The 424-nt window shown below is 59.2% G+C and carries 1 protein-coding gene; it reads right to left on the minus strand.

From position 1 onward, the window contains the following. A partial coding sequence (locus tag AC1D0P_RS30335) for an extracellular solute-binding protein (RefSeq protein ID WP_477680123.1) occupies positions 1 to 424 on the minus strand: 424 nt, incomplete at both ends.

Here is a 424-nt window from a genome sequence, read left to right on the forward strand (position 1 = left end):
TCATAGGCCTGCACGCGGCCCTTGTTGGACTTGCCGTCGGGCAGCGTCTGCTCATCGAACACCACGCTCCAGCTGTCCGGTTTCTTGGCGCCGAACACCTTGGTATTGTACATCAGCACGTTTGGCCCCCATTGATAGGGCACGCCGTAATGGACGCCGTCGACCGTATTCCAGGGCGCGTTCTGCAACCGCTTGTCGACAGTGGAGAAGCTCTTGATCAGGTCGATATTGATCGGCTGAACCTTGCCGCCGGCAACGAGGCGCAGCGAAGCGTCACCCGACGCGGTCACCAGGTCGAAACCGCCCTGGTTCATCAGCGTGACCATTTCGTCAGAGGTGGCGGCAACCTTCACCGAGACCTTGCAGCCCGTCTGCTTTTCGAAATCGGTGACCCAGTTGTAATTCTTGTCGCTGTCACCACGCT

The sequence above is a fragment of the Polaromonas sp. P1_G2 genome (assembly GCF_056405515.1).